The organism is Pseudomonas sp. BIOMIG1BAC (assembly GCF_001705995.2).
GTDB lineage: Bacteria > Pseudomonadota > Gammaproteobacteria > Pseudomonadales > Pseudomonadaceae > Aquipseudomonas > Aquipseudomonas sessilinigenes.
In genome coordinates this window covers 7,380,940-7,397,597 of the sequence record NZ_CP049045.1, presented here as the reverse complement: position 1 = coordinate 7,397,597, position 16,658 = coordinate 7,380,940, and the positions used below count along the sequence as shown (strand labels likewise).

The 16,658-nt window shown below is 66.2% G+C and carries 19 protein-coding genes; 15 read left to right on the top strand and 4 right to left on the bottom strand.

The annotated features are described in order from the left end of the window. The first annotated feature begins 89 nt into the window (after positions 1 to 89). The 9 genes from mdcA (at position 90) to madM (ending at position 7,374) form a co-directional block, all read left to right on the top strand. The gene (gene mdcA, locus ATY02_RS34415) at positions 90 to 1,766 is read left to right on the top strand and encodes a malonate decarboxylase subunit alpha (RefSeq protein WP_068576687.1); all 1,677 of its coding nucleotides are present in this window, start codon (positions 90 to 92) and stop codon (positions 1,764 to 1,766) included. After that, positions 1,766 to 2,635: a triphosphoribosyl-dephospho-CoA synthase gene (locus tag ATY02_RS34410; RefSeq protein WP_068576689.1), complete on the top strand. Its 870-nt coding sequence runs from the start codon at positions 1,766 to 1,768 to the stop codon at positions 2,633 to 2,635. Before mdcA ends, ATY02_RS34410 begins: the two co-directional genes overlap by 1 nt. Beyond that, on the top strand, positions 2,635 to 2,934 hold the full coding sequence (locus tag ATY02_RS34405; RefSeq protein ID WP_022641603.1) for a malonate decarboxylase subunit delta: 300 nt from the start codon (positions 2,635 to 2,637) through the stop codon (positions 2,932 to 2,934). Before ATY02_RS34410 ends, ATY02_RS34405 begins: the two co-directional genes overlap by 1 nt. Continuing rightward, positions 2,927 to 3,778, top strand: a complete 852-nt coding sequence (locus ATY02_RS34400) for a biotin-independent malonate decarboxylase subunit beta (protein WP_068576690.1) — start codon at positions 2,927 to 2,929, stop codon at positions 3,776 to 3,778. The genes ATY02_RS34405 and ATY02_RS34400 overlap by 8 nt, the downstream gene beginning before the upstream one ends. Continuing rightward, positions 3,775 to 4,578, top strand: a complete 804-nt coding sequence (gene mdcE, locus ATY02_RS34395; protein ID WP_068576693.1) for a biotin-independent malonate decarboxylase subunit gamma — start codon at positions 3,775 to 3,777, stop codon at positions 4,576 to 4,578. The genes ATY02_RS34400 and mdcE overlap by 4 nt, the downstream gene beginning before the upstream one ends. Then, entirely contained in the window at positions 4,575 to 5,201 is a 627-nt protein-coding gene (locus tag ATY02_RS34390; RefSeq protein WP_068576793.1) for a malonate decarboxylase holo-ACP synthase, read from the top strand. Before mdcE ends, ATY02_RS34390 begins: the two co-directional genes overlap by 4 nt. Then, the gene (gene mdcH, locus ATY02_RS34385) at positions 5,198 to 6,133 is read left to right on the top strand and encodes a malonate decarboxylase subunit epsilon (RefSeq protein ID WP_068576695.1); all 936 of its coding nucleotides are present in this window, start codon (positions 5,198 to 5,200) and stop codon (positions 6,131 to 6,133) included. The genes ATY02_RS34390 and mdcH overlap by 4 nt, the downstream gene beginning before the upstream one ends. Before the next feature lie 67 nt (positions 6,134 to 6,200). Next, the gene (gene madL, locus ATY02_RS34380) at positions 6,201 to 6,608 is read left to right on the top strand and encodes a malonate transporter subunit MadL (RefSeq protein WP_022641597.1); all 408 of its coding nucleotides are present in this window, start codon (positions 6,201 to 6,203) and stop codon (positions 6,606 to 6,608) included. A gap of 1 nt (position 6,609) precedes the next feature. Further along, on the top strand, positions 6,610 to 7,374 hold the full coding sequence (madM, locus tag ATY02_RS34375) for a malonate transporter subunit MadM (protein WP_068576697.1): 765 nt from the start codon (positions 6,610 to 6,612) through the stop codon (positions 7,372 to 7,374). A gap of 55 nt (positions 7,375 to 7,429) precedes the next feature. On the opposite strand, the gene ATY02_RS34370 is transcribed toward madM, so the two are convergent. Next, positions 7,430 to 8,341, bottom strand: a complete 912-nt coding sequence (locus ATY02_RS34370; protein WP_068576699.1) for a LysR substrate-binding domain-containing protein — start codon at positions 8,339 to 8,341, stop codon at positions 7,430 to 7,432. A gap of 150 nt (positions 8,342 to 8,491) precedes the next feature. Here ATY02_RS34370 and trhA point away from each other — a divergent pair, with 150 nt between their 5' ends. Continuing rightward, positions 8,492 to 9,109, top strand: a complete 618-nt coding sequence (trhA, locus tag ATY02_RS34365) for a PAQR family membrane homeostasis protein TrhA (protein ID WP_031320660.1) — start codon at positions 8,492 to 8,494, stop codon at positions 9,107 to 9,109. Positions 9,110 to 9,214: 105 nt separating this feature from the next. On the opposite strand, the gene ATY02_RS34360 is transcribed toward trhA, so the two are convergent. After that, positions 9,215 to 10,129 (bottom strand): LysR family transcriptional regulator, encoded by a 915-nt coding sequence (locus ATY02_RS34360; RefSeq protein WP_068576701.1) that lies wholly within the window; start codon positions 10,127 to 10,129, stop codon positions 9,215 to 9,217. A 106-nt stretch (positions 10,130 to 10,235) separates the two neighbouring features. On the opposite strand from ATY02_RS34360, the gene ATY02_RS34355 reads away from it, so the two are divergent. From ATY02_RS34355 to ATY02_RS34345, 3 genes are read left to right on the top strand one after another with little or no spacing between them, the layout of a single operon-like run. Beyond that, the gene (locus ATY02_RS34355; protein WP_068576703.1) at positions 10,236 to 11,477 is read left to right on the top strand and encodes a D-amino acid dehydrogenase; all 1,242 of its coding nucleotides are present in this window, start codon (positions 10,236 to 10,238) and stop codon (positions 11,475 to 11,477) included. 22 nt (positions 11,478 to 11,499) lie between these two features. Then, complete coding sequence (locus ATY02_RS34350) at positions 11,500 to 11,850, top strand: RidA family protein (RefSeq protein ID WP_068576705.1); 351 nt, start codon at positions 11,500 to 11,502, stop codon at positions 11,848 to 11,850. A gap of 29 nt (positions 11,851 to 11,879) precedes the next feature. Then, the gene (locus ATY02_RS34345) at positions 11,880 to 12,782 is read left to right on the top strand and encodes a transporter substrate-binding domain-containing protein (RefSeq protein ID WP_068576707.1); all 903 of its coding nucleotides are present in this window, start codon (positions 11,880 to 11,882) and stop codon (positions 12,780 to 12,782) included. A gap of 78 nt (positions 12,783 to 12,860) precedes the next feature. Here the strand turns inward: ATY02_RS34345 and ATY02_RS34340 are convergent, their stop codons facing one another. Both ATY02_RS34340 and ATY02_RS34335 read right to left on the bottom strand, forming a co-directional pair. After that, positions 12,861 to 13,580 carry a 16S rRNA (uracil(1498)-N(3))-methyltransferase gene (locus tag ATY02_RS34340; RefSeq protein WP_068576710.1) on the bottom strand — a complete coding sequence of 240 codons (720 nt, stop codon included), beginning with the start codon at positions 13,578 to 13,580 and terminating at the stop codon, positions 12,861 to 12,863. A 73-nt stretch (positions 13,581 to 13,653) separates the two neighbouring features. Beyond that, positions 13,654 to 15,060, bottom strand: coding sequence for an adenosylmethionine--8-amino-7-oxononanoate transaminase (locus ATY02_RS34335; protein WP_068576712.1), 1,407 nt, complete (start codon positions 15,058 to 15,060; stop codon positions 13,654 to 13,656). A gap of 303 nt (positions 15,061 to 15,363) precedes the next feature. On the opposite strand from ATY02_RS34335, the gene ATY02_RS34330 reads away from it, so the two are divergent. Together ATY02_RS34330 and ATY02_RS34325 are read left to right on the top strand one after the other, a co-directional pair. Next, positions 15,364 to 15,915, top strand: a complete 552-nt coding sequence (locus ATY02_RS34330) for a cytochrome b (RefSeq protein WP_068576713.1) — start codon at positions 15,364 to 15,366, stop codon at positions 15,913 to 15,915. A gap of 32 nt (positions 15,916 to 15,947) precedes the next feature. Beyond that, complete coding sequence (locus tag ATY02_RS34325; protein WP_031320659.1) at positions 15,948 to 16,544, top strand: YceI family protein; 597 nt, start codon at positions 15,948 to 15,950, stop codon at positions 16,542 to 16,544. Positions 16,545 to 16,658: the final 114 nt, after the last annotated feature.

The following is a 16,658-nucleotide window of genomic DNA, read 5'->3' as shown; positions in this document are numbered from 1 at the left end:
GAGCGTAACTATCCAACGCCGGGCTTGATTGATGCCCTCAGGTTTCACTCCTAAGGTGGCTGCCACGACAGCGAACCTGTGGAGCGAGCATGACAACGACACTATCTCCCGACCCGCGCTGGTCGCGGCGGCGCAGCGAGAAGCAGCGGCGCCTCGAGCAGGTGCGGGCCATCGCCGATGGCGTGGTGTTGCCGACCGACAAGATCGTCGCGGCGCTGGAAGCCTTGATCCTGCCCGGCGACCGGGTGGTGCTGGAGGGCAACAACCAGAAGCAGGCGGACTTCCTCTCCCGCTCCCTGGCCAAGGTCGATCCGGCCAGGCTCCACGACCTGCACATGATCATGCCCAGCGTCGGCCGCGCCGAGCACTTGGACCTGTTCGAACGCGGCATCGCCCGTAAGCTCGACTTCTCCTTCGCCGGGACCCAGAGCCTGCGCATCAGCCAGTTGCTCGAAGACGGGTTGCTGGAGATCGGTGCCATCCATACCTATATCGAACTCTATGCCCGGCTGGTGGTGGACCTGACGCCCAACGTGGTGCTGTGCGCTGGTTTCATGGCCGACCGCGCCGGCAACATCTATACCGGCCCCAGTACCGAGGACACCCCAGCGCTGGTGGAGCCGGCGGCCTTCAGCGATGGCATTGTCATCGTCCAGGTCAACCAGCTGGTGGACGACGTCAGCGAGTTGCCCCGGGTGGATATCCCGGCCTCCTGGGTGGATTTCGTGGTGGTGGCCGACCAGCCGTTCTACATCGAGCCGCTGTTCACCCGCGATCCCCGGCACATCAAGCCGGTGCACGTGCTGATGGCGATGATGGCGATCCGTGGCATCTACGAGAAGCACAACGTGCAATCGCTGAACCACGGCATCGGCTTCAATACCGCGGCCATCGAGCTGATCCTGCCCACCTACGGCGAGTCCCTGGGGCTCAAGGGCAAGATCTGCCGCAACTGGACCCTCAATCCCCATCCGACCCTGATCCCGGCCATCGAAAGCGGCTGGGTGGACAGCGTGCATTGCTTCGGCACCGAACTGGGCATGGAAAACTACATCGCCGCCCGTCCCGATGTGTTCTTTACCGGCCGCGACGGCTCCCTGCGCTCCAACCGGATGTTCTGCCAGCTGGCCGGGCAATACGCGGTGGACCTGTTCATCGGCGCCACCTTGCAGGTGGATGGCGACGGCCATTCCTCCACCGTGACCCGTGGCCGCCTGGCCGGTTTCGGTGGGGCGCCGAACATGGGCCACGATCCCCGCGGCCGGCGCCATGGCACCCCGGCCTGGCTGGACATGCGCCTGGACCAGGGCGCGGCGCCGCAGGCCCTGCTGGAGCGGGGCAAGAAGCTGGTGGTGCAGATGGTCGAGACCTTCCAGGAGGGCGGTAAACCGACCTTCGTCGACACCCTGGACGCGGTGGACGTGGCGAAGAAAAGCGGCATGCCCCTGGCGCCGATCATGATCTATGGCGACGACGTCACCCACCTGCTCACCGAAGAAGGCATCGCTTACCTGTACAAGGCCCGCACCCTGGAAGAGCGCCGGGCGATGATCGCCGCGGTAGCCGGAGTCACCGCCATCGGCCTGCGGCATGACCCCAAGGACACCCAGCGCATGCGCCGCGAGGGCCTGGTCGCCTTGCCCGAGGACCTGGGCATTCGCCGCACCGACGCCAGCCGCGAGTTGCTGGCGGCCAAGAGCATCGCTGACCTGGTGCAGTGGTCCGGCGGCCTGTATCACCCACCTGCCAAGTTCAGGAGCTGGTAATGCACGCATTCAACCTGCAATCCCGGCCCCTGGGGCTGGCCGAGCGCCTGGCGGACCTGGCGGTGGACGCGCTGATCGACGAGGCCGACCTCTCGCCCAAGCCGGCCCTGGTGGACCGCCGTGGCAATGGCGCTCACAGTGACCTGCACCTGGGCCTGATGCACGCCTCGGCCCTGAGCCTGTGGCCGGCCTTCAAGGACATGGCCGAGGCCGCGCAGCAACTCGCCTGTATCGACTTGCCGCTGCGCGAAGCCTTGGGGCGCAGCGGTCGCGAAGGCGAGCGGGCGATGCTGGCCACCACCGGCGGAGTGAACACCCATCGTGGGGCGATCTGGGCCCTGGGCCTGCTGGTGGCCGCCGCCGCCCTGGAACCTGGCTCCAGGGCGGCCGGCAGCGTCGCCCTGCGCGCCGCGCGCCTGGCGCTGCTGGAAGACCGGCATGCGCCACGGCCCTTGAGCCATGGTGCCCAGGTGGCGCAGCGCTACGGCGTAGGCGGCGCCCGGGAGGAGGCCCAGCAGGGCTTTCCCGCGGTGCTGCAATGGGGCCTGCCGCAACTGCGGCGCAGTCGTGCCCGGGGCCATGGCGAACAGAATGCCCGGCTCGATGCGCTGCTGGCGATCATGACCCGGCTGGCCGACACCTGCGTGCTCTACCGCGCGGGCGAAGCGGGCCTGCAGGCTATGCAGGACGGCGCCCGGGCGGTGCTGGAGGCCGGTGGCAGCGCCAGCCTGGCCGGACGCCGGCGCCTGCACCAGCTGGACCTGCAACTTCTGACCTTGAATGCCTCGCCCGGTGGCGCCGCCGATCTGCTGGCCGCCTGCCTGTTGCTCGACCGGATCGAGGCCGCCACCGACCAGGGAGCGAACTGATGGAAACCTTGTCCTTTGAATTTCCCGCCGGCCCTTCCGGCCGCGGCCGTGCTCTGGTGGGCTGTGTCGGCTCCGGTGACCTCGAAGTACTGCTGGAACCGGCGCCGGCCGGCACCTTGAAGATCCAGGTCCAGACCTCGGTCAACGGCAGCGCCGCACGCTGGCAGCACTTGTTCCAACGCATGTTCGCCGGGCAGACGCCACCGGCGCTGCTGATCGACATCCATGACTTCGGCGCCACCCCGGGGGTGGTGCGCCTACGCCTTGAACAGGGCCTGGAGGAAATCGCCCATGACTGACAGCGCACGCTTGCTCGACCAGCACAGCTTCGTCGAACTGGGGGCCCGGCAGCGGGCCCGGGCGTTGCTGGACGCCGGCACCTTTCGCGAACTGCTCGACCCTTTCCAGCGCGTCATGTCGCCCTGGCTGCCGCGCCAGGGCGTGGTGCCCCAGGCCGATGATGGGGTGGTGATTGCCAAGGGCAGCATCGCCGGGTTGCCGGTGGTGATCGCCGCCATCGAAGGCGCATTCCAGGGCGGCAGCCTAGGCGAGGTGGGCGGGGCGAAGATCGCCGGCGCCCTTGAGCTGGCGGCCGAGGACAACCGCCAGGGCATCGCCACCCGTGCCGTGCTGCTGCTGGAAACCGGCGGCGTGCGGTTGCAGGAGGCCAACCTGGGGTTGGCGGCGATTGCCGATATCCATGCCGCGATCGTCGACCTGCGCCAATACCAGCCGGTGATCGGCGTAGTGGCTGGCAGCGTTGGCTGCTTCGGTGGCATGTCGATCGCCGCCGGCCTGTGCAGCTACCTGCTGGTGACCCAAGAAGCGCGGCTGGGCCTGAACGGCCCGCAGGTGATCGAGCAGGAAGCCGGGATCGAGGAGTACGACGCCCGCGACCGGCCTTTCATCTGGAGCCTGACCGGCGGCGAGCAGCGTTTCGCCAGCGGCCTGGTGGATCGCTATGTGACCGATGACGTGGCGCAGATCCAGGCCCAGGTTCGCGAATTGCTGGCCCTCGGCCTGCCCGAGCGGCAACGCAGCCATCAGGCCGAACACTATCTGCAATGCCTGGCCCGCCTGGACGCGACGCCGCAAATCGATGCGGCGACGGTTCGCGATCTGTATCAAGGAGACCGCTCATGAGTGCAAGTTCTTTGCGGGGCCTGAACTGGTTCAACGCCCTGAGGGACGGCGCCGCTTCGGTGGCCGGCCTGCCGCCGTCGCTGCGGGTGGCCGATGGTGAACTGGCGGGGCAATCGACTCGTTTTATCGCTGTGGTGGCCGACCCGGAGAATCGTTTTCCCCGCGCCCGCCAGGGCGAGGTCGGCCTGCTGGAGGGCTGGGGCCTGGCCAAAGCGGTGGATGAAGTGATCGACGCCGACCGCGATCAGCCCCACAAGCGAGCACTGATTGCCATTGTCGATGTGCCGAGCCAGGCCTATGGCCGGCGCGAAGAAGCCCTGGGCATCCACCAGGCCCTGGCCGGCGCTGCCGATAGCTACGCCCGGGCCCGCCTGGCGGGGCATCCGGTGATCGGCTTGCTGGTGGGCAAGGCCATGTCCGGTGCGTTCCTGGCCCACGGCTACCAGGCCAACCGGCTGATCGCCCTGCGCGACCCGGGTGTGATGGTGCACGCCATGGGCAAGGCCTCGGCGGCGCGGGTCACACTGCGCAGCGTCGAGGAACTGGAAGCCCTGGCTGCCAGCGTGCCGCCCATGGCCTACGACATCGACAGCTATGCCGGCCTGGGCCTCTTGTGGAAAACCCTACCGGTGGAGTGCATCGAACAGCCGACCCCCCAAGACCTGGACCTCGTCAGCGGGTGCCTGCTGCAAGCCATTGCCGATGTACGGGCCGGTGGCGTTGGGCTCGAAGGGCGCCTGGGGGCGGCGAACCGTGAGGCCTCGAGCCGGGTCCGCCAACTGCTGCGGGAGCAATGGTGAGCGCTTGCTCCCCCTGGCTGCCCCATGACCTGCTGTGGGGCCTGGAGCCCGGACAACTGGCAGCCGATGCGCCGCAGTGGGCGCGGCAGGTGCTGGAGCAGGGGCAGCCGGTGGTGGTGCGCCGGGCAGTGAGCGCTGCCGGCTCGATCGCCGTGGGGCTGCGTGGCCCGTCCCGGGAGCAGCGTTACCCGGCGTTGCTGGCGCTGGACGCGGTGCAGCGTGGAGTCCGCCCGGAGGCGTTGCGCCACGTGCCGTCCAGCCGTGCCTGGCCTGCACTCCAGGCCCTGGGCCAGTTGCGTGGCCCGTTGGATGCCCTGGGGATGGCCTGGGGCGTGGGCGGCAGCGCTGGCTTCGAGCTGGCCAGCGGAGTTGGTGCATTGCACCAAGGCAGCGACCTGGACCTGATTCTCCGGGTACCTGAGCCGCTGCCTCGGGCCCAGGCCCGGGAGCTGCTGGCACTGCTCGATGGCGCCGTGTGCCGGGTCGACCTGCAATTGCAACTGCCGACCGGGGGCCTGGCCCTGCGTGAGTGGGCCGGGAGCGCCTCGCGGGTATTGCTCAAGAGCGCCAGCGGAGCGCGGTTGGTACGCGATCCCTGGTGCCCTGGGGAGTTGGCGGCATGAGCAGCTTGCTGGTGTTCCCGGGCCAGGGGGCGCAGCAGCCGGGGATGCTCCGGCGGCTGCCAGAGCGGCCGGAGGTCACGGCCTGCCTGCGCGAGGCCAGTGATGTGCTGGGGCAGGACGCACTGGCCCTGGATTCGCCCCAGGCCCTGGCCGGGACCTGGGCGGTGCAGCTGTGCCTGCTGATTGCCGGAGTGGCCTGTGCCCGGACCCTGCTGCACGCGGATTGTCCGGTGGACTACGTAGCGGGCCTGTCCATCGGCGCCTATCCGGCGGCGGTGGTGGCCGGGGCCCTGGATTTCGCCGATGCCCTGCGCCTGGTGAGTTTGCGCGGGGAGCTGATGCAGCAGGCTTATCCACAGGGCTACGGCATGACCGCGCTGATGGGCCTGGACCTGGGCACGGTGGAGGCGTTGCTGGCCCGGGTCCATGGCCCCGAATCGCCGGTGTACCTGGCCAATATCAACGCCGACACCCAGGTGGTGATCGCCGGCAGCGAGGCGGCGATGCAGGCCGTGGCCGAACTGGCCCGGGCATGTGGCGCCGGGGTGGCCAGGCGCCTGGCGGTCAGCGTGCCGTCCCATTGCCCATTGCTGGAGCAGCCGGCCCAACGGCTGGCCGAGGCATTCGCCAGGGTGCCGATGGAGCCGCCCCGGCTGGGGTACCTGAGCGGTAGCCGCGCGCGGCCATTGCGCACGGTGGAGCAATTGCGCCACGACCTGGCCTTCAACATGTGCCGGCTGGTGGATTGGCGCGGCACCGTGCAGGGCGCCTATGAGCGCGGCGTACGGTTACAGATCGAACTGCCGCCCGGGGCGGTGCTCAGCGGCTTGGCGCGCCGGGTGTTCGAGCAGGGTTCGGTGATCGCCTTCGATGGCGCCCGCCCGGACACCTTGCAGGCGCTATTGCGCGAGGAGGGCCGCCGCGACCGATAGAACCGCGACCCAGGCTGGCGAAGCACAAGAACAACAACTTCGACGATGCACTGCGAGGACAACGACAATGATTATCTATGGTGTGGCATTGCTGGCGATCTGCACGCTGGCGGGAGTGATTATCGGCGACATGCTCGGCGTGTTGCTGGGGGTGAAATCCAACGTCGGCGGGGTCGGCATCGCCATGATCCTGCTGATTTGCGCGCGCTTGTGGATGCAGCGCCATGGCGGCATGACCAAGGACTGTGAAATGGGCGTCGGTTTCTGGGGCGCCCTGTACATCCCGGTGGTGGTGGCCATGGCTGCCCAGCAGAACGTGGTCACCGCGCTGCATGGCGGACCGGTGGCGGTGCTGGCGGCCATCGGCTCGGTGCTGGTGTGCGGCTGCACCATCGCCCTGATCAGCCGGACCCACAAGGGCGATCCGCTACCGCAGGAGCCGGGCATAGAAGCCGCACCGGCGGGAGGGCGTTGAGATGTGGGACTTGATCGAGAAAGGCTTGGAGCACAATGGCCTGGTCACCGCCTTCGCCTTCGTTGGCGTGATCATGTGGGTCTCGGTGCTGCTGTCCCGGCACCTGACTTTCGGTCGCGTGCATGGATCGGCGATCGCCATCGTCATCGGCCTGGCCCTGGCCTGGCTTGGCGGCACCCTGACCGGCGGCCAGAAAGGCCTGGCGGACCTGGCGTTGTTTTCCGGCATCGGCCTGATGGGCGGCGCCATGCTGCGGGATTTCGCCATCGTCGCCACGGCTTTCGAAGTCCAGGCCACCGAAGCCCGCAAGGCCGGGTTGATCGGCGCCGTGGCGCTGCTGCTGGGCACGGTGCTGCCGTTCATCGTCGGAGCGAGCATCGCCTGGAGCTTTGGCTATCGCGATGCGGTGAGCATGACCACCATCGGTGCTGGTGCCGTGACCTACATCGTCGGCCCGGTGACCGGCGCAGCCATCGGCGCCAGCTCCGATGTGGTGGCGCTGTCGATCGCCACCGGCCTGATCAAGGCGATCCTGGTGATGGTGGGCACGCCCATGGCGGCCCGCTGGATGGGCCTGGACAACCCGCGTTCGGCCATGGTGTTCGGTGGCTTGGCCGGGACCGTCAGCGGGGTCACCGCCGGGCTTGCGGCGACCGATCGGCGCCTGGTGCCTTACGGTGCGTTGACGGCGACCTTCCATACGGGATTGGGGTGCTTGCTGGGGCCGTCGTTGCTGTTTTTCATCGTGCGCGGGCTGGTGGGCTGATCTGACCTGAGGTTATCGCGGGCAAGTTGGATCGCCGCTTGCCCGCGATTGCGTCTTATGACCCCCGCGAATACATCCGGCATTCGGCCAGCAGCGCCAGCAGGTTCGGGTCGCGCTCCTTGGCCTTGAGGAACACCACGCCGATATGCTGTTGCAGGCGATAGCGTGCCTGCAGCGGTATCAGCTTCACGCGGTTCTCGTAGACTGCGGCGATCCTGCCCGGCAGCAGCGCATAACCCACCCCTGAGCTGACCATGCTCAGCAGGGTGAAGATATCGTTGACCTGCATCGCCACCTTCGGCTCGAACCCTGCTTGCTTGAACACCCGCACGCCGTCCTGGTGGGTGGCGAAACCCTGGGTCAGTGTGATGAACGTGGCGTCGCGCACAGCCGCCAGGTCCACTTCGCGCTCTTGGGCGAAGGGCGAGTCGGCCGGGGTGGCGAGGAAGATATCGTCGGAGAACAACGGCAGCTGTTCGCAGTCCGGATCGCTGACGCTGTCGTCCAGGGACACCAGGATCGCATCCACTTCCATGTTCTTGAGCTTGTACAAGAGATCGATGTTGGAGCCCAGGATCAGGTCGATGTTCAGCTCGCTGCGCCGCAGCTTCAGGCCCATGATCAGTTGCGGCACGGTTTTCACGGTCAGGGAGTAAAGCGCGCCGAGCTTGAAACGTTCTGCCGAGAAGCCAGCGGCTTCCCGGGTCAGGCGCACGCTCTCGACCACGTCCTGCACCAGCTTCTGCGCCCGCTCTTCCAGCACGTAGGCGCTTTCCAGCGGAGTCAGGTTGCGTCCTTCGTGCTTGAACAGCGGGCAGCGCAGGGCGTTTTCCAGGGAATGGATGGCCCGGTGCACGCTGACATTGCTGGTCTGCAGTTCGCTGGCGGCGCGAGCCAGGTTGCCGGTGCGCATGAAAGCCAGAAACACTTCGAGCTTCTTGAGGGTCAACTCTTCGTCGATGAGCATGGTCCGGACTCTGTTGGCGAGGAAGTGATGATGCCCGATGAGTCAGAATGTGGCCGCTGGTTTTTTTACAGCGCTGCCCCAATGGACATATAGCGTGTTCAAGCTGCAGGCCGAGCCTGCGTACTTTTATGTTTTCAGGGTGAGTGACCGATGTATCACGGAGAAAGACTCAACGCCTGGACCCACCTCTTGGGAGCGGTCGCGGCGTTTATCGGCGGTATCTGGCTGGTGGTGCTGGCCAGCCTCGACGGCAGCCCGTGGAAGATCGTCGGAGTGGCGATCTACGCCTTCACCTTGCTGGTGCTCTACAGCGTGTCCACGGTCTACCACAGTGTGCGCGGGCGGGCGAAAAACATCATGCAGAAGGTCGATCACTTCTCGATCTACCTGCTGATCGCTGGCAGCTATACGCCGTTCTGCCTGGTGACCTTGCGCGGGCCCTGGGGCTGGACCCTGTTCGGCATCGTCTGGGGCCTGGCCTTGATCGGCATCCTGCAGGAGATCAAGCCGCGTTCCGAAGCGCGGGTCCTGTCCATCGTGATCTACGCGGTGATGGGCTGGATCGTGCTGGTGGCGGTCAAGCCGCTGCTCGCGGCATTGGGGCCGGCGGGCTTCACCTGGCTGGCGGCGGGCGGGGTGCTGTACACCGTGGGGATCATCTTCTTCGCCCTCGACAACCGCCTGCGCCACGCCCACGGCATCTGGCACCTGTTCGTCATCGCCGGCAGCCTGCTGCACTTCGTCGCCATCCTGTTCTATGTGTTGTGATCGGCGCGCGCCTCATCGTTCAGCGCGGGTAGCCTCGCTCATACAGGTACGGCGATCTCTGTGTAGGAGCGAAGCTTGCTCGCGATGAGGTCCTGACCGGCCGCCTCAATCGGCGGCCATCAACCGATCCAGTTGTTCCTGGGCCTGCCCGCCAAAGATCTCCAGCAAGCTGCTCAAGGTGTGGGGCGGCGGTTCGGCGGCCCGGGTCACGGCATACAGGGTGATGGGCAGCGACGGGCTCAGGGGGCGGATCGCGGTGCTGGCCGAGGAGGCGCCCAGGGCGGTGAACGGATCGATCAGCGCCAGGCCGGCGCCGGACTCCACCATGGCCCGGGCCAGGGAGTAGGTCTGCACCGCGATGCTTACCCGTGGTGGTGGCTCCACGGCCTTGAGATAGCCGTCGAGCCGGGCCGACAGCGGGTCGGCGCTGCTCAGGCCGATCAGTGGTGCGTCCGCCAGTTCTTGCAGCGCCAGGGGCTGGCCCAGGCTGCCATCGGGCCAATAGCCGCGTGGGGCCAGGGCCACCAGCACACCCTGGGCCAGGGGCTGGCCGTTCAGGCCGGGGTGATCCGGGCGTTGCAGGGTCAGGGCTACATCGATTTCGCGCATCAACAGGTTCTGTACCAGTTCGCGGCTGTGGGCGCTGGACAGCTCGCAGAGGCTGTCCGGGTAGCGCCGGGTCCACTCGCTGATGGCCGGCGGCAACAAGGCCAGGGCCAGGGCCGGGGTGGCGCCGATGCGCAGGCTGTGGCCCGGCGCCCGGCGCAGGTTCTGGGCCAGGCGGCGCACGCCCTGCAGGCTCTCGCTGACCTTGTCCACTTCCCGCTCCAGCTCCAGGGCTTCCGGGGTCGGTTGCAGCTTGCCGCGCACCCGCAGGAACAGCGGGAAACCCAGCTGCAGCTCGGCGTGCTGCAGCACTTTGGTCACTGCCGGTTGCGAGACGTGCAGCAGTTGCGCGGCACCGCTGATGGAGCCGGTCTGGCGGATGGCCTGGAAGATCTCGATATGACGAAGGCGCATGGCAAGTCCATAACCTTTGTTTATGGGTGGTCCATCTTTATTCATTGTCCGGCGCCTGTCACCTGCCCCTAACCTTGGGCCATCGAACATCAGCTCAGGGGCAGTCATGAGTCAGCGGGTTTGCATCATCGGTGGTGGCGTCATCGGCCTGGCCAGCGCCTATGCCCTGGTCCGCCAAGGCCTGGAGGTGACCCTGGTGGAAGCCCAGGACAGCCTGGGCAGCCAGACCAGCTTCGCCAACGGCGGCCAGCTGTCCTATCGCTACGTGGCACCGCTGGCCGATGCCGGTGTGCCCTGGCAGGCCCTGGGCTGGATGCTCAAGGGCGATTCGCCGCTGCGCCTGCGGCCACGCCTGGACCCGGCGCAGTGGCGCTGGCTGGCGGGGTTCCTGGGGGCTTGCCGGCACTCGGTGAACCAGCGCAATGGCGCCCATTTGCTGCGCCTGGCGCTGCTCAGCCAGGAGACCCTCAAGACCTGGCGCGAAGCCGACGGCCTGACGGATTTCGACTGGCGGCGCAACGGCAAGCTGGTGACCTTCCGCGAGGCCGGCAGTTTCGAGCACGCCCGGCACAACCTGTCCGACCCGCGCCAGCAGCAGGTGCTGACGGGAGCCGAGTGCGCCAGCCTGGAGCCGGCCCTGGGCGATGCACCCTTCATCGGTGGCATCTATACCCCGGACGAAGAGGTGGCCGACTGTCACGCCTTCTGCCAGCAGCTGGCGGCGCGCCTGCGGGCGTCCGGACGTTGCGAGATCCTCCTCGGGCAGCGGGTCCGCGGTATCCGGCACCAGGGCGACCGGGTGCAGGCCATGGACCTGGGCGAGCGCCAGCTGGCGGTGGACCACCTGGTGCTGGCCGCCGGGCACCGCAGCCCCGAGCTGCAGCTGCCCGGGCTCAAGTTGCCGCTGTACCCGCTCAAGGGCTACAGCCTCAGTGCGCCCATCGGTCCGCAGCACCGGGCGCCGGAGATCAGCATCACTGACTACAACCGCAAGATCGTCTACGCGCGGATCGGCCAGCAGCTACGGGTCGCGGCCATGGTCGATATCGTCGGCTTCGACCCGGCCCCGGACCCCGGGCGCCTGGCCCTGCTGCGGCACCAGGCGGCGCAGACCTTCGCCCATGCCGGCGATTACCAGGCCGCCGTGGAATGGGCCGGCATGCGCCCGGCGACCCCCAGCGGCGTGCCACTGGTGGGGGGCACTGCCTACCGCAACCTGTGGCTCAACCTCGGCCATGGCGCGCTGGGGTTCACCCTGGCCTGTGGCAGTGGCCAGTTGCTGGGCGAACTGATCGGCCAGCGTCCCACCAGTATCGACATGCAGGGCCTGGCGCCACGCGCCGCCTGAGTCATCACCAGGAGTGTTTCCAATGAGTATCCAGCGTCTGCATAGCAACAACCGCCTGAGTGGCGCCGTGACCTTCGCCGAACTGGTGTTCCTTTCCGGCCAGGTGCCGGGGGCCAGCCAGGACATCACCGGGCAGACTCGCGAGGTCCTGGAGAAGATCGATGCGCTGCTGGCCGAGGTCGGCAGCGACAAGGACCACGTGCTCAACGCCACCATCTACCTCAAGGACATCCAGGCGGATTTCGCCGGCATGAACGAGGTGTGGTCGGCCTGGCTGTCCCCCGGCCTGGCACCGGCGCGCACGACTTTGCAGGCGGCCCTGGCGCGCCCGGAAATCCTCGTCGAAATCAGTATCATCGCCACCCGTCGCTGAAGCACCTTCAACCCCAACGGAGAATAACAATGCACAAGATCACGTTGCTCGGCTGCACCCTGGGCCTGCTGTTCAGCGCCATGGCCCAGGCCAACGAGGCGCCCCTGGAGGGAACCCTGGCCAAGATCGCCAACAGCGCCAGTATTACCTTGGGTTATCGCGATGCCTCGGTGCCGTTCTCCTACGTGGGGGACAACAGCGGCAAGCCCATGGGTTATTCCGTGGAGCTGGCGGGCAAGGTGGTGGAGCGTATCCAGCAGCAGCTGCAGCTGCCCAAGCTGGCGGTGAAGTACAACCTGGTGACCTCCCAGACCCGCATCCCGCTGGTGCAGAACGGCACCGTGGACCTGGAGTGCGGTTCCACCGGAGTGACGGCCGAGCGCCAGAAACAGGTGGCCTTCTCCTATGGCTTCATCTACGTCAAGGGCCAGTTGCTGACCGCCAAGGACAGCGGGATCAAGAGCTTTGCCGACCTGCGGGGCAAGAACGTGGTGACCACCGCCGGCACCACCAACGAGCGCTTTCTCAAGAGCTACAACGTCGAGCACAAGATCGACATGTTCGTGATCAGCGCCAAGGACCACGGCGAAGCCTTCCAGATGCTCCAGTCGGGGCGCGCGGCGGCGTTCTACATGGACGATGCGCTGCTTTATGGCGAGCGGGCCAAGGCCCGTGATCCGCACAATTGGATCGTGGTGGGCGAGGAGCAGTCGCGGGAGATCTACAGCTGCATGGTGCGCAAGGACGACCCGCAGTTCCTGGCCCTGGTCAACACCGCCCTGGGGGACCTGTACCGCTCCGGCGAGATCAACGGGATCTACCAGCGCTGGTTCGAGCAGCCGATTCCGCCCAAGGGGCTGAACCTGGAATTCCCCATGACCAGCGAGCTGAAGGCGATCATCGCCAAGCCCACCAGCGATCCGGTGCAGTAAACGCCGCACCGGGATCGGGGTTGCTGCTAGTTGGCTTCTTGTAGGAGCCAGGCTTACCGGCGATGGGCCGAGAACGGGCTAGAAGTCGCCCCAGAGCTGCTGGGCCACGGCTAGGGCTACCACTGGCGCGGTTTCCGTACGCAGTACCCGTGGACCCAGGCGCGCCGGCAGGAAACCGGTGCCCTGGGCCTGTTCGACTTCGGCGTCGGACAGGCCGCCCTCGGGGCCGATCAGGAAGGCCAGGGTCCCCGGGCGGGCGTGGCTTTCCAGTGGCTGGGCCACTGGGTGCAGCACCAGCTTGAGGTCGGCAGCGGTCTGCTTGAGCCAGTCCGCCAGCAACAGTGGCGGGTGGATCACCGGGACCTTGGAACGCCCGCATTGCTCGCAGGCGCTGATGGCCACCTGGCGCCAATGCAGCAGGCGCTTGTCGGCCCGTTCATCCTTGAGGCGCACCTCGCAGCGTTCGCTGAAGATCGGGGTGATCTGGTCGACACCCAGCTCGGTGGCTTTCTGGATCGCCCAATCCATGCGTTCGCCACGGGACAGGCCCTGGCCCAGGTGGATATGCAGCGGCGACTCGGGCTGGCCGGCGAAGCTCTCGTCGAGGCTGATCCGCACGCGCTTCTTGCCCACCTCCACCAGGGTGCCGCGAAATTCCTGCCCCGAACCGTCGAACACCTGCAACGCATCGCCCTCGGCCATGCGCAGCACCCGTGCGATGTAGTGGGCCTGGGCTTCGGGCAGCTCGTGCTCGCCAAGGCTCAGGGGGGTGTCGATAAAGAAGCGGGACAATCTCATCTGCGGTCTCTGTTGAAGTCGGATCGATGGGGTGTGCGGGTGCGTGGCCTGTGCGGCCACGCTCGGGCGGGTCTCAGCCCGGGTCGCGAAAGCCCGGGTGGAAGTCCTTGGGCACTGCCATGCTGACGCTGTCCCGGGTGGCGATGTCGATGCCTTCGCTGGCTACTTCGGCGAGGAAGTCGATCTGCTCCGGGGTGATCACGTAGGGCGGCAGGAAGTACACCACGCTGCCCAGCGGGCGCAGCAGGGCACCACGGCTCAGGGCGTGCTCGAAGACCTTCAGGCCACGGCGTTCCTGCCAGGGGTAGGCGGCCTTGCTGGCCTTGTCCTGGACCATCTCGATGGCCAGCGCCATGCCGGTCTGGCGGATCTCGGCGACGTGGGCGTGATCGGCCAGGTGCGCGGTGGCGCTGGCCATGCGCGCAGCCAGGGCCTGGTTGGCCTGGATCACGTTGTCCTGTTCGAAGATATCCAGGGTCGCCAGCGCCGCAGCACAGGCCAGCGGGTTGCCGGTGTAGCTGTGGGAGTGGAGGAAGGCCCGCAGGGTCGGGTAGTCGTCGTAGAACGCCTGGTACACCTTGTTGGTGGTCAGGCAGGCGGCCAGGGGCAGGTAGCCGCCGGTCAGGGCCTTGGACAGGCACAGGAAGTCCGGACGGATGCCGGCCTGCTCGCAGGCGAACATCGTGCCGGTGCGGCCGAAGCCCACGGCGATCTCGTCATGGATCAGGTGCACGTCGTAGCGATCGCAGGCCTCGCGCAGCAGCTTGAGGTACACCGGGTGGTACATGCGCATGCCGCCGGCGCCCTGGATCAGCGGCTCGACGATCACTGCCGAGATCGTCTCGTGGTGTTCGGCCAGGGTCTGTTCCATGGCGGCGAACATGTTGCGCGAGTGTTCTTCCCAGCCCATGCCTTCGGGGCGGTGGTAGCAGTCGGGGCTGGGCACCTTGATGGTGTCCAGCAGCAGGGCCTTGTAGGTCTCGGTGAACAGCGGCACGTCGCCCACCGACATGGCGGCGATGGTCTCGCCGTGGTAGCTGTTGGTCAGGGTGACGAAGCGCTTCTTCGCCGGTTTGCCGGTGTTCTGCCAGTAGTGGAAGCTCATCTTCAGCGCCACTTCGATGCACGACGAGCCGTTGTCGGCATAGAACACCCGGTCCAGTCCGGCGGGAGTCATGGCCACCAGGCGCTCGGACAGCTCGATCGCCGGTTGGTGGCTGAAGCCCGCCAGGATCACGTGTTCGAGTTGGTCGACCTGGTCCTTGATGCGTTGGTTGATGCGCGGGTTGGCGTGGCCGAACACGTTGACCCACCAGGAGCTGACGGCGTCCAGGTAGCGTTTGCCCTCGAAATCTTCCAGCCAGACGCCTTCGCCACGCCGGATCGGGATCAACGGCAGTTGTTCGTGGTCTTTCATCTGGGTGCAGGGATGCCACAACACCGCGAGGTCGCGTTGCATCCACTGGTTATTCAGGCCCATGTACAGTCTCCTGGAGGCGCTCGCGAAAAACGCGGGCAAACGATCGGGCAAGCCTATGCAATGCATGGCCGTGGGACAACCTGTTGTGCGAGGTGGTGCACTCGAGCAAAGACGCAGGCAAAAGGGGACAAGGCACTGGAAGAGGAGGTGGCCGGCAAGGCACGTGGGGGGCTTAATCTTTACTTAACTCGCTCAGTCCAGACTATCGATCGTTTTTCTCGATATTTCAAAGCGAAAATTTCCGCTTTAATTCGATAGGTAAATCGCTAGTCTTGGTCAGCGTTTCTTACAGGATGCAAGTCAATGCAGTTACGTAATTCTTCTTCGCGCTACGGCTGGGTCAGCATTGTGCTGCACTGGGGCGTTGCCCTGGCGGTGTTCGGGTTGTTTGCCCTGGGCCTGTGGATGGTCGGCCTCGACTACTACAGCACCTGGCGCAAAGACGCACCGGACCTGCACAAGAGCATTGGCCTGACACTGTTTGCAATCATGTTGTTGCGGGTGTTGTGGCGGTTGGTCAGCCCACCGCCACCGGCACCGGCCAATCATGGACCTCTGACGCGCCTGGGGGCCAAGCTGGGACATGCGTTCCTGTACCTGGGCCTGTTCGCGGTGATGATCGCCGGCTACCTGATCTCCACTGCCGACGGCGTGGGTATCCCGGTGTTCGGCTTGTTCGAAATTCCTGCCCTGGTATCCGGACTACCGGACCAGGCAGATGTAGCAGGTGTGGTGCATTTGTACCTGGCCTGGGTGCTGGTAGTCTTTGCCGGCATCCATGGACTGGCTGCCTTGAAGCACCACTTTATCGATCGTGATGCGACCCTGACTCGTATGCTGGGCCGCAAAGCCTGATGTTCAACCTTGACTCGAAAGGAATAGAAAGCATGTTGAAAAAGACTCTCGCCGCTCTGGCAATCGGATCTGCTGTATTGGCGGCCGGTCAAGTGATGGCAGCGGACTACGTAATCGACAAGGAAGGCCAGCACGCCTTCGTCGACTTCAAGATAAGCCACCTGGGCTACAGCTTCATCACCGGTACCTTCAAGGACCTGGACGGCAAGTTCAGCTTCGACGCGGCCAAGCCTGAAGACGCCAAGATCGAAGTCAACGTGCGCACCGCCAGCGTGTTCACCAACCACGCCGAGCGCGACAAGCACATCACCAGCAAGGACTTCCTGGACGCTGGCAAGTTTGCCGACGCCAAGTTCGTCTCCACCAGCGTCAAGCCTACCGGCAAGAACGCCGATGGCAAGCTGACCGCTGACGTAGCCGGCGACCTGACCCTGCATGGCGTGACCAAGCCTGTAGTGGTCAAGGCCACCTTCCTGGGTGAAGGCAAGGATCCATGGGGCGGCTACCGCGCTGGCTTCGAAGGCACCACCAGCATCAATCGCCAGGACTTCGGCAAGATGATGGACCTGGGCCCGGCGTCCAACAACGTCGACCTGTACATCACCTTCGAAGGTGTGAAAGCCAAGTAATGCTTCGCCTGTAGCCGCTGCTGCAGGCTGTTGCCATTGGCGCGTTCGCCCCCATGGCACGCACAAGAAAACGCCCCCGGCCCAAAACCGGGGGCGTTTTTTATCGCCTGGCCG

Excerpts from the sequence above, each read along its gene's own strand:
- mdcA (WP_068576687.1), top strand. The coding sequence starts at position 90 with ATGACAACGACACTATCTCCCGACCCGCGCTGGTCGCGGCGGCGCAGC.
- ATY02_RS34410 (WP_068576689.1), top strand. The coding sequence starts at position 1,766 with ATGCACGCATTCAACCTGCAATCCCGGCCCCTGGGGCTGGCCGAGCGC.
- ATY02_RS34405 (WP_022641603.1), top strand. The coding sequence starts at position 2,635 with ATGGAAACCTTGTCCTTTGAATTTCCCGCCGGCCCTTCCGGCCGCGGC.
- ATY02_RS34400 (WP_068576690.1), top strand. The coding sequence starts at position 2,927 with ATGACTGACAGCGCACGCTTGCTCGACCAGCACAGCTTCGTCGAACTG.
- mdcE (WP_068576693.1), top strand. The coding sequence starts at position 3,775 with ATGAGTGCAAGTTCTTTGCGGGGCCTGAACTGGTTCAACGCCCTGAGG.
- mdcH (WP_068576695.1), top strand. The coding sequence starts at position 5,198 with ATGAGCAGCTTGCTGGTGTTCCCGGGCCAGGGGGCGCAGCAGCCGGGG.
- madL (WP_022641597.1), top strand. The coding sequence starts at position 6,201 with ATGATTATCTATGGTGTGGCATTGCTGGCGATCTGCACGCTGGCGGGA.
- madM (WP_068576697.1), top strand. The coding sequence starts at position 6,610 with ATGTGGGACTTGATCGAGAAAGGCTTGGAGCACAATGGCCTGGTCACC.
- ATY02_RS34370 (WP_068576699.1), bottom strand. The coding sequence starts at position 8,341 with ATGCTCATCGACGAAGAGTTGACCCTCAAGAAGCTCGAAGTGTTTCTG.
- trhA (WP_031320660.1), top strand. The coding sequence starts at position 8,492 with ATGTATCACGGAGAAAGACTCAACGCCTGGACCCACCTCTTGGGAGCG.
- ATY02_RS34360 (WP_068576701.1), bottom strand. The coding sequence starts at position 10,129 with ATGCGCCTTCGTCATATCGAGATCTTCCAGGCCATCCGCCAGACCGGC.
- ATY02_RS34355 (WP_068576703.1), top strand. The coding sequence starts at position 10,236 with ATGAGTCAGCGGGTTTGCATCATCGGTGGTGGCGTCATCGGCCTGGCC.
- ATY02_RS34350 (WP_068576705.1), top strand. The coding sequence starts at position 11,500 with ATGAGTATCCAGCGTCTGCATAGCAACAACCGCCTGAGTGGCGCCGTG.
- ATY02_RS34345 (WP_068576707.1), top strand. The coding sequence starts at position 11,880 with ATGCACAAGATCACGTTGCTCGGCTGCACCCTGGGCCTGCTGTTCAGC.
- ATY02_RS34340 (WP_068576710.1), bottom strand. The coding sequence starts at position 13,580 with ATGAGATTGTCCCGCTTCTTTATCGACACCCCCCTGAGCCTTGGCGAG.
- ATY02_RS34335 (WP_068576712.1), bottom strand. The coding sequence starts at position 15,060 with ATGGGCCTGAATAACCAGTGGATGCAACGCGACCTCGCGGTGTTGTGG.
- ATY02_RS34330 (WP_068576713.1), top strand. The coding sequence starts at position 15,364 with ATGCAGTTACGTAATTCTTCTTCGCGCTACGGCTGGGTCAGCATTGTG.
- ATY02_RS34325 (WP_031320659.1), top strand. The coding sequence starts at position 15,948 with ATGTTGAAAAAGACTCTCGCCGCTCTGGCAATCGGATCTGCTGTATTG.